The sequence below is a fragment of the Pseudoalteromonas sp. SR45-4 genome (assembly GCF_014163535.1).
GTDB classification, from domain to species: domain Bacteria; phylum Pseudomonadota; class Gammaproteobacteria; order Enterobacterales; family Alteromonadaceae; genus Pseudoalteromonas; species Pseudoalteromonas nigrifaciens.
Genome location: NZ_JACJDO010000066.1, coordinates 1 through 10813, shown reverse-complemented (window position 1 = coordinate 10813; position 10813 = coordinate 1). Strand labels below are relative to the sequence as shown.

Genomic DNA, 10813 nt, shown 5'->3' with positions numbered 1-10813 from the left:
GTCAGGTGTCAGGTGTCCGCAAAATGATAAAAATACCACTCTGGTAAGTGTGTACTTATTCCACGTTTTTGAATTAAATAAACGCAGTAGTAAATTGCTCGCGCGCATCTAACTTAAACTCAGAGCTTGGCTTTAGCTCTCTCTAAACTAAAGCCACTTTTGTCATTTTCAAATTCGAGTTTTAATTTTAGATATCAAGCTTGTCAGCATTTTTGATAACTCAAAGGTTTCGTTTAACCAAGCCCGACCAACATCCGATTCTATATAATTTATATCTATGGCAATATAAATTTGTGTTCGAGCTTCAGCTAACGAAGAACGCGCAATATCTAAAAAGCGAACTTTTTCTTTATCACTATCTCGCGTCATTCCTTCTGCTATATTACTAGGGACAGATAAGCCTGATCGCGTTAATTGATCCCTAAAGCCAAAGTCTTTTTTCAATGTTGGGTTTTTATAAATATCTGCACTTAAACGGGTAGAGCGTTTCCAAACATCTAAGTTTTCAAAATTCATCATTCTGACACCCTTGTACAGATACTTTGATTAAATTAGCTTAGTTTTTAATTAACAAAATACAAATATTTAAAACTAACACCTCCCCCCTGAAACCTTGTTTTTATCTCTACCTGACACCTGACTCCTGATACCTATAACCTGCCCTTCACTTCTGACATTTCCCACAAAACACAGTACTTCTTTGCCCTAGCCTAACTTCTTGTAATTCGCTTTTACACACCAAGCAAGGTTGCCCTTTGCGACCGTACACTAAAAGTTGCTGAGCAAAGTAACCCGGTTTCCCATCGCTTTGGGCAAAATCTTTTAAGGTGGTGCCTCCTTGGGTTATTGCTGCGGCTAGCGTGTCTTTAATTATAGGGATAAGCGCTTCAAAACTTTTCAGTGATACTTTACCGGCTTCGCGGCGAGGATCTATTCCCGCTTTAAATAATGATTCGTTAGCGTAAATATTACCGACCCCTACGACAATAGCGTTATTCATTATAAATTGTTTTACCGGCACTTTTTTATTGCGTGATTGCTGATATACCTGTTTCGCAAAAAATTCGTCCGTAAGCGGCTCAGGCCCAAGCTTTGCCAATAACTTATGAACTGAGCCCGGCGCTTGCCATAGGCAACAACCAAAGCGGCGCGGATCGTTTAAGCGCAGCGCTTTACCGTTAGCAAAAATAAATTCTATATGATCGTGTTTTTTAAGTGGCTCGTTAGCACTTACTACGCGTAAATTTCCCGACATACCTAAATGCAAAATAGTAGAGCCTAACTCACAGTGTAATAACAAATATTTTGCGCGGCGCTCAACGCCCGTTACGGTTAAACCCGTTAGCTGATATACATCGTCTGGCACTGGCCAACGCATGCTGCCATTATGAATATTTACCTTAGTAACAACTTGATTTAAAACATGCGGGGTTATGCCCATGCGGCTTACTTCTACCTCTGGTAATTCAGGCATTTAATACACTCACTTTATTATAAAGATTATTGTTCGCTCGGGGTTGAACTAGGAAACAACTGTTTAACTACAGCTAAATCAAGCGCAAATACACGCTGGCTATTTTTTTCGAGTAGATAATACTGCCCATCGCCCTTGTAAAGCAAATACACCCAAGGTAAAGGTTCGCCCGCCAGTTCAAAGGTAGCTACCGAAAGTGGCGCATTAGGATTAAAAACAACTGACTCATGAACCGACATAAGCTGAGCACTTTGCCACACGTTAACCAGTTCACCTAGCTGCTGCTCCGTGCCTTGCCAAGTAAGCGGCACATCGATTTGTAATGCGGTTGTACGCCAGCTTGTGCCTATACGTTCAATTTTTTGATCAACAAAACTCAACGTTAATACAAAACTTTGTATTGGTAACACTGGTTGCAGTACCGGCTCGTTATTATTACCACCAATATTTTTATGCCAACCATTTAAAAAGAAGATCATAATCAACATCGAAAAAATAATAACGTTGTTCCAACCTTTACGGCTTAATTGCATGCTCGATGTTCCTAATTAGTTCAATAGTTTAAAGTGTAACCAAAACTTAATTACACTGTCTATATGTTAAATCCACTATACTTTGTTAGAATACGCGCAAATTTTTAGGAGTTTCATCAATGTCAATGTATGTAGTGGGCCATAAAATCCCAGATTCAGATTCAATATGCGGCGCAATTGCACTCGCTTATTTAAAAAACCAAATTAATGAACCAGCCATTCCAACGCGTCTTGGTGAAATTTCACCAGAAACTCAATTTATTCTTGATAAATTTGGCTTCGAAGCGCCAGAGCTAAAGCTTAGCTACGCCGGCGAAGATGTGTATATTGTTGACCACACAGAAAAAACCCAAGCACCAGATGATATAGACCAAGCTCGCATAGTCGGCGTAGTAGATCACCATAAGCTTGGTGACCTAACCTCATCAGCACCACTAGAGTGTTGGATCCGCCCTGTAGGTTGTTCAAACACCATAATTAAAATGATGTACGATTTTTACAATGTAGAAATCCCTAAAAACATCGCCGGTATTATGATGTGCGCTATTTTAAGCGACACCGTTATTTTTAAATCGCCAACGTGCACTACTGCCGATATTAAATGTGTTGAAGCGCTAGCAGAAATAGCCGGTATTGACGATCCTAAAGAGCTCGGCATGGAGATGTTTCGCGTTAAATCGGCAGTTGCCGACACGCCTATACGCGACCTGGTTATGCGCGACTTTAAAGACTTTAACATGAACGGCAACCTAGTAGGTATAGGCCAGCTAGAAGTGATCGACCTTGCAGTATTTGACGATATTAAAGCTGATTTAGCGACCGATATCGCCAAGCTTAAAACTGAAGGTAACCGCCACTCAGTATTTTTACTGCTTACCGACATCATGAAAGAAGGCTCAGAAATGCTAATTGCATCAGACGACGCAAACCTAGTAGAGCAAGCTTATGGTGAAAAACCAGCAGACGGAAAAGTATGGCTAGACGGCGTACTGAGCCGTAAAAAGCAAGTAGTACCACCACTACAAGATGCTTTTCAAAAAGTATAATGTAAGCAGATACTAGAGGTCAGCAATCAGACTTCAAAAAAACACCGCGTTTAAATAAACGCGGTGTTTTTGTTTAAAATCGTAGTAATCAAATGTTATAAAGTCACACTATCAAACACTACTCTGCTCTTTATTTATGGCTAAAACCTGACCACTGCCCTTGAACCTTTAGCTGGCTCTTTCAACTCTTATTTCTGCCTGACCACTTGCTACCTGCTATTTACTTTCAATCACTACCAAATAAATCGCGTGTGTATACTTTATCTGTAATATCACTCAACTCTTCAACCATACGGTTAGAAACAACTACATCAGATATTTGTTTAAATTCATTTAAGTTTCTAATAACGCGAGAGTTATAAAAAACATCTTCTTTAAGCTCTGGCTCATACACCACCATTTGCACATTACTGGCTGCAATTCGCTTCATGATCCCTTGAATAGCAGACGCTCTAAAGTTATCAGATCCCGTTTTCATAACGAGCCTGTAAATTCCAACGACTTTAGGATTTCGTTTAATAATTGAATCCGCTATAAAATTTTTACGTGTGGTATTGGCATCAACAATAGCGCAAATCATATTGTTGGGTATGTCTTTATAATTTGCTAATAACTGCTTGGTATCTTTTGGCAAACAATAGCCACCATAGCCAAACGATGGATTGTTATAATGATTACCAATGCGAGGGTCAAGTCCAACCCCTTGTATAATTTGTTTACTATTTAATCCATGCGCTTCGGCATACGTATCAAGTTCGTTAAAATATGCGACCCGCATTGCAAGATAGGTATTTGAAAATAATTTAATGGCTTCAGCTTCGGTCGACTCAGTAAACAACACTGCTATATCTTGTTTAATCGCCCCTTGCTTAAGTAAATTAGCAAATACAGCAGCACGCTCACTTTGCTCACCAACCACAATGCGTGATGGGTGTAGGTTATCGTAAAGCGCCTTACCTTCACGTAAAAATTCAGGAGAAAATATAATATTGTCTACGCCCAGCTGCGCTTTCATCCGCTGCGTAAAACGCACTGGCACTGTCGATTTAACAATTATTACCGCGTGTGGATTATAAGCCAAAGCATCGTTTATCACGGCCTCAACAGAGCTGGTATTAAAATTATGAGTGTGGGTATCGTAATCGGTAGGGGTCGCTATAATAATAAAGTCAGCGTTGCAGTACGCCATGCTTTTATTAGTTGTTGCAGTAAAATTTATATCATCTCGTTGTAAATATTCACTTATATGAAAATCGACTATCGGCGATTGCTTATTATTTAAAAGGGCTATTTTTTGCTCATCTATATCAAGTGCTATAACCTCGTTATGCTGGGCTAGTAACATGGCGTTCGACAAACCAACATAACCAGTACCTACAACTGTTACCTTCATATTCATCCCTAATATTTAAAATATTCTATATCAGCTAAAAGTATAGTTAAGGCTAAATTATAGGCAAATTGAAAAGTGCAAAAAACACACTAGCAACACACTCTGCCCTTATTTTTATTTCTAACTGAAAACTAATCGCAACCCATTACCTACCCTTGCATTTAAACTAATTAAAACTAAGCTGTTACAAACAATACGTTAAAACACTTAAAAGCTGTTTTCATCTTTAATTGAAAGTTACGGCTAAAAGTAGATCACCGCCCTTTTTAAGCATACAAGGACGAACAATGAAAATACTGCATCATGGGGCTGTTAATGGCGTTACCGGTTCGTGCCATGAACTAGTGATAAATAACAGCACATCAATACTCATTGATTGTGGACTATTTCAGGGGGAGGATTCAAAAACTGATTTAGCTATTGGGTTTGATATAACTAATGTTACGGCATTAATTGTTACTCATTGCCATATTGATCATGTGGGGCGCATACCGTATTTATTGGCTGCGGGATTTAAAGGGCCTATTTACACCACTAAAGCGTCGGCCAGTTTATTACCACTGGTGATAGAGGATGCATTAAAAGTAGGGGTAACACGCGATCCTAAAATAATTGCAGCCTGTTTAAGCTTATTAGCTAGGCGCATTGTTGCGGTTGATTTTAAAACCTGGTTTAACTTATCTATCAATCCAAGCGTTAATAATGCTGAAAATACCCAAACAGCCAAAGCACGGTTTCAGCGAGCCGGGCACATTTTAGGTTCAGCCTATGTTGAAATTGACATTTTTGAGAACAAAAGCACTAAAACCACTCCTAACAACACACAAGGTAAAAGTACGCATCGCGTGGTGTTTTCTGGCGATCTAGGCGCGCCCTATACTCCCCTATTACCCACACCTAAGCCGCCGTATAAAGCCGACACTCTAGTCATTGAATCGACCTATGGCGATAAAAACCATCAAGGGCGTAAAGAGCGTACTCAAACATTAAAAAAAGTAATCGAAGGTGCGGTTGCCGATAACGGCGTAGTACTCGTGCCCGCGTTTAGTATAGGTCGAACTCAAGAGCTACTTTACGAACTAGAGCAGTTAATTCACAGCGCACCTAAAAACTCACCATGGCACAGCATACACGTAATACTAGACTCCCCCATGGCGGCAAATTTTACTGAGCAGTACAGAAATTTTAAACATTTATGGGACGCTGAAGCCAAACGCAAAGTTGCCAAAGGCCGCCACCCGCTCGACTTTAAAAACCTAACCACAATCGACACTCATAAAGAGCATGTGGCCATTATTAACTACTTAGCCACTCGCCAAACCCCCGCCATTATTTTAGCCGCCAGCGGCATGTGCACCGGCGGGCGCATTGTAAATTACCTAGCGCGTTTTTTAAGTGACAAAACCACCGACATACTGTTTGTAGGCTATCAAGGACGCGGCACATTAGGGCGTGATATACAAACCTATGGCCCTCGTAACGGCTATGTATTTGTAAACGACACTCGCATTATCATAAACGCCAAAGTACACACTATAAGCGGCTACAGCGCCCACGCAGATCAAAATGGGTTAATAAAATTTGTAACCGGCATGCGTAAAAAGCCCAACCATATAAAAATAGTGCATGGCGATGATGATGCGAAAAATGCGCTCGCAAATAAATATCGCGAAATTTTAGGAGAAAAAACATTCGTGGAAATCGCTAAATAATAAAAATTAACCATAGGTAAATGAAGTCTTAGTACACAGTGTGTAAAGCTGCCATTTCGTTCAATTATCCACAATGAAAACTTTTATTAAACAGCATTTAATATTGAACATTTTAATTTTCAAATCATAAAGATCTTCCTCCCTTTTTTAGTCATAATGCGTAGCACATATAAGCGCTGTCGCTTTCTCTGGAATGATGCTCTGAGCCAGATGCAAGTATGCCAACCTGGTAAATAATCACCTGTTTGGGGGAATCACGCAATTATATTGAACTAAAGGCATCGCTTCGCTCTCAACGACATCAAAGCCTTTACAAGCAAATATCTACACGTATCATTTTTAAGACTAGTAAATAAAAGGACTCTTCTTGTTTAAACTTCCCCCGACTACCATTGCACTTATTATCGTTTGTAGCGGCTCTATTATAGGGCCACTTGGCATGGCAGGCGTAAACATAGCGATCCCAAATCTCGCTGAAGATTTAAATGCGAGCGCGAAAATGATCGCGTGGATGCCCACCTTGTATTTACTCAGTAGCGTCATGTTTATGCTACCGTGCGGAAAAATAGCAGACAACTATGGCCGCAAACGCGTATATGCTTCTGGTTTAGCCTTAAATGCGCTGGCCTCGCTTATGTGTGCGCTGGCAACATCGATTGAGTGGGTGCTTTTTTGGCGCTTTATACAAGGGGCCGCAGGCGCCATGATTTTTGGTATCGGCGTTGCCATCATAACCTCTGTCACACCTGATAATAAACGAGGGATGGCACTGGGCACCTCTGCGGCATGTGTGTATATAGGGCTCAGTGCTGCCCCGGCAATGGGTGGTTGGCTCACTGAAATGTGGGGATGGCGCGCCGTGTTTTACTCGCAGATCCCACTGGTACTTATGCTGCTCATTACCATTAAATTGTTTTTACAGGGTGAGTGGAAAAACGATAAAAAATCACCGTTTGACTGGTGGGGCACCGTTATCTTCTCGCTTTTCGCACTGTGCTTAGTATTAGGGTTAAGTGATTTACCACGTATGTCAGGCTGGCTTTTAACATTACTTTCAATCACCTTTTTGATGTTATTTATTGTTCATCAAAGTCACAGCCGGCGACCACTCATTAGAGTGCAAATGTTTTTAGAAAGTCGTGTATTCAGCCTATCCTTGTCCACTTCCTTTTTAATGTATGCCAGTAACTTTTCACTGGCCTTTTTATTAAGTTTGTATTTGCAATATATTAAAGGATTAAGCCCCGCACATGCAGGGCAAATCGTATTACTCCAAGCGGTGTCAATGGCTATCATGGCGCCACTGGCAGGTAAATTTGCCGATAAAATACAGCCGCGCTTACTTGCTACATTAGGCTGTGTCATTGTTATGGTTGGCTTTTTTCTACTTTCTCTACTAACGGTGAACTCAAGCACAACTTATATTAGCGGCTCACTGCTATTATTGGGCATTGGCTTTGGCTTATTTTCGACCCCAAATAACAATGCCATTATGGGCGCAGTAGATAAAAGCGAGCTAGGTGTCGCATCTTCTTCAATGAATTTGTCACGCACGATTGGTAATTTATTTGGTATGAGCTTAATCAACTTAATTGTGCAGTATTACCTTGGAGACAGTACTTTTTCAGCGCAAAATAGCCCCGCATTAATGAGCACTATTTCATTGGCGTTTAAAATGTCTTTAGGGTTTGTGATCCTCGCAAGCTGTATTTCTGCACTGCGTGGTCGAGCTTAAATTGTGTTTAAAAATAACTTAAAGTATGTATAAATACTAAATTACGCTTCACGCTATAGATAGAGAATGCCGCAAACACCGTTAAATAGTGTGCTTTTAGGTTTATTTATTCGTGCGTCTGTTTTAGCACTCTTTATTAGTCACATTTCAAATAGGGGACAGAATTGGCCCTTTTTTATAATTAAGTTACATAAAATCAGAAGCTTGATTATAAACCACCTTGCTTTAAATAATCATCAAACACGGCTTAAACTAGGTAAATTATTGAAATATAAAATAAAAAACAAAATAAGCGTCGCAACAATAAAACCCCGTGATATTATCAACTTTATAAGTGCCTATCAGGTGTCGATTTTAGCGCTCTGTGTGGATACGTTTCAAACAAGGACGCGAATTGGTCTTAAATCAACTTTAAACTATTTAAAATCAATTACTTAAATTGAAACCACTTTACTTTAAACAATAATTAAACACGGCTAAAACCACGTAAACCATTGAAATTTAAATAAAAACCTCATCCAATAGTTCCCTCTATTAGAAGAAAATACCCCCTCCCCTACAACCCTTACACAGCAAGGCTTTGCGCGCGATTTACCTTTTTAAATGAGACAGGAAAACGTCTAATTTTTAACATTTGAGACAGTTTTAATCGTGAAAAATGCGAGTGAGAAGTGTCTCAATCTGGCCATTTACGACACGCTAGCACATCAAAAGTCTGAGATAAAAAAGTGTAAAAATTCACTTTTTAATATGCCAACATATTAAATAATGCCCATAAAAAAGGATTCACCGTGTCTCAATATGGCTATTTCATAGAGTCTTAGCAGCTAAAAGTCTGAGATGAAAAAGTGAAAAAATTCACTTTTTTATTATGTGGTCAGACGCTTTTTTACCTAATTTAAGGGGGTTTTACGCGTTAAAATGACAACCAGGAACAAGTTTAGGTACGACTTAAGTACGTTATTTAATCGTCTCATCTCGCGCGATCGGTGAAATAGTGAATGTAAAGATTCAGTGCTCGACGTTCTTTAGCGTATAAAAAAGTAAAAAGCGGTAATTAAAAGCCTTTGTTTGGCGTAAATAATTGAGTCAAAAAGTGAAGTTCTCAACGAAAAAAGCAAAGCTATCAGTAAACCGGCGCTAAGATTGATCTCTCATCGTTTATAACCAACTAAAACCAACAATATCAGTTGAAGTTACTAAGGAATATTATTAGAATCTTTTTACTTCTTAATGCGTTAGAACCTTGTAGTTTTTTGTTCAAAAAATACAAGGCATAGGAAGTGTAAGGATCTCACTCTAAAAAAGGATAAAAAATGTTTAAAAAAGTAATTACAGTCGCATTATTCGCATCAGCATTAGTCGCTTGTAAATCGACGCCACCGCCAGCAGATGTTCCACTCACAAACTTGCCCGCTGTTAGCTACAAGCTACCACTAAATCAACCAATCGATATTAGCTTTAACACATATAATATATGTGAAAGCTATGGTGATAAAGGTTGTACTAAGTATGGCAGCATCAAGTTTGGCAATGAAAGTGGAAATGTTATTGTTGAAAAGCGTACTCATAATGGAACGATTGGATCAGGCGCTGTATACACAGTTAACGAGACAACTGAACGCACTTCAGAATCAAATATCGTTACTTACCAGCCTGTTAAGATGTCCTCTTATCAACAAGGTTTAATACTTCCTTTTCCAGTTCCTAGTATGGATATTGTTGACTACCTATCAAATACTCAGTTTAAAACTAAGTTTGAAATAAACTCTGAATACCCTTCTCAATCGGTTAAAGCAAACTTTGATCGTTTAATGAACAAAGCACGTAAAAATTTCCGTATTTACGGTAGTAACTCTAAGCTTGCTTTAGATGATTATTACATGCTTGACGTTGAAGGCGCTAAAGTCGTTATGCTAGTAGAGTCATTCCCATACAGAAACGGCTCTAAAGTAGTGGTAAATGCAGTAGTACAAACTCAAAAATCAAATAATAACGTGATTGATGTTGATTCAATTATCAAAAGCGTAGAAGCGAAAATAGCTAAAGTAATTAACTCTTAATTAAAGCACTTCAAAATTATAGATACGTTGCATTATGCAGCGTATCTATCCAATACTGATACCTCGTAAACTATTATTACAAAGCACAAGTTCATACCGATGTTGATGATAGACAAGTCAACATCGATAATAATAGAGCCAAACAGCTAACAACCAGTGAGTAGGTTTGGCGCTCTCATGTCAGCGATTTTATCGTCGTTCACCAGCAACCAGTAAAATCTTAATGTAAAAGTGAATACTCAGCGTTCGACGCGCTAAAAAACGCCCCAAATGGGGTGAAATCGATAGGTATAGCGTGGTGCTTTTGCGCAAAAGCGCCAATGTTACTCATGTAAGTAATCAATATGTATACATGATGTACCACTTATAAAGACCTAATGAAATGAGAGAGGTTTAGATCGTGAAATCACCGGTTTTTATGCGTAAGCGCGAGTGTTTATGCGTAAATGTGCCAATGTCGCTCATGTAAAATAATCAATTTGTGTACATGATGTACCACTTATAAAGACCTAATGAAATGAGAGAGGTTTAGAGCGTAAAATCACCGGCTTTTATGCGTAAGCGCGAGTGTTTATGCGTGTAAATGCCTGTATTACTCATGTATAAAATACCAATTCTCTGCATAGATGACCATTAGAACTCGTTTATTGCCCTTTTTTAGCATCAAGAAGGCACATCTACGTAAAAGCGCCAATGTCACTGATGTAAAGTATCAATGTTTGTACATAGATAACCGATTTTAATGGCCTAATGATACTGATAAGAGTTATAGCGTAAAGCACCAATATAACTATGTAGAAATACCAGTATTCTGCATAAATGACCGTTTGCAATGACCTAATGACATTAGCGTAAAG

Annotated in this window: 8 protein-coding genes; 4 read left to right on the top strand and 4 right to left on the bottom strand. The window is 39.0% G+C overall.

Features of this window, described 5'->3' with window-relative positions; genetic code table 11:
- Window positions 1-168: 168 nt before the first annotated feature.
- The 3 genes from H5058_RS17600 to H5058_RS17590 all read right to left on the bottom strand — a co-directional run bounded on the left by H5058_RS17600 (window position 169) and on the right by H5058_RS17590 (window position 2007).
- Window positions 169-516, bottom strand: coding sequence for a four helix bundle protein (locus H5058_RS17600; protein ID WP_041454641.1), 348 nt, complete (start codon window positions 514-516; stop codon window positions 169-171).
- 148 nt (window positions 517-664) lie between these two features.
- Window positions 665-1474, bottom strand: a complete 810-nt coding sequence (gene mutM, locus H5058_RS17595) for a bifunctional DNA-formamidopyrimidine glycosylase/DNA-(apurinic or apyrimidinic site) lyase (RefSeq protein ID WP_058372547.1) — start codon at window positions 1472-1474, stop codon at window positions 665-667.
- A 26-nt stretch (window positions 1475-1500) separates the two neighbouring features.
- Window positions 1501-2007, bottom strand: a complete 507-nt coding sequence (locus tag H5058_RS17590; RefSeq protein WP_182679283.1) for a hypothetical protein — start codon at window positions 2005-2007, stop codon at window positions 1501-1503.
- 119 nt (window positions 2008-2126) lie between these two features.
- Here H5058_RS17590 and H5058_RS17585 point away from each other — a divergent pair, with 119 nt between their 5' ends.
- Window positions 2127-3053 carry a manganese-dependent inorganic pyrophosphatase gene (locus H5058_RS17585; RefSeq protein WP_011327155.1) on the top strand — a complete coding sequence of 309 codons (927 nt, stop codon included), beginning with the start codon at window positions 2127-2129 and terminating at the stop codon, window positions 3051-3053.
- 226 nt (window positions 3054-3279) lie between these two features.
- On the opposite strand, the gene H5058_RS17580 is transcribed toward H5058_RS17585, so the two are convergent.
- Window positions 3280-4446 (bottom strand): nucleotide sugar dehydrogenase, encoded by a 1167-nt coding sequence (locus tag H5058_RS17580; RefSeq protein ID WP_182679281.1) that lies wholly within the window; start codon window positions 4444-4446, stop codon window positions 3280-3282.
- Between the two features lie 344 nt (window positions 4447-4790).
- Here H5058_RS17580 and H5058_RS17575 point away from each other — a divergent pair, with 344 nt between their 5' ends.
- From H5058_RS17575 to H5058_RS17565, 3 genes are all read left to right on the top strand, one after another.
- Window positions 4791-6158, top strand: a complete 1368-nt coding sequence (locus H5058_RS17575; protein ID WP_404936299.1) for an MBL fold metallo-hydrolase RNA specificity domain-containing protein — start codon at window positions 4791-4793, stop codon at window positions 6156-6158.
- Window positions 6159-6525: 367 nt separating this feature from the next.
- Window positions 6526-7893, top strand: coding sequence for an MFS transporter (locus tag H5058_RS17570; RefSeq protein WP_182679277.1), 1368 nt, complete (start codon window positions 6526-6528; stop codon window positions 7891-7893).
- A 1316-nt stretch (window positions 7894-9209) separates the two neighbouring features.
- Entirely contained in the window at window positions 9210-9956 is a 747-nt protein-coding gene (locus H5058_RS17565; RefSeq protein ID WP_182679275.1) for a hypothetical protein, read from the top strand.
- Window positions 9957-10813 lie beyond the last annotated feature (857 nt).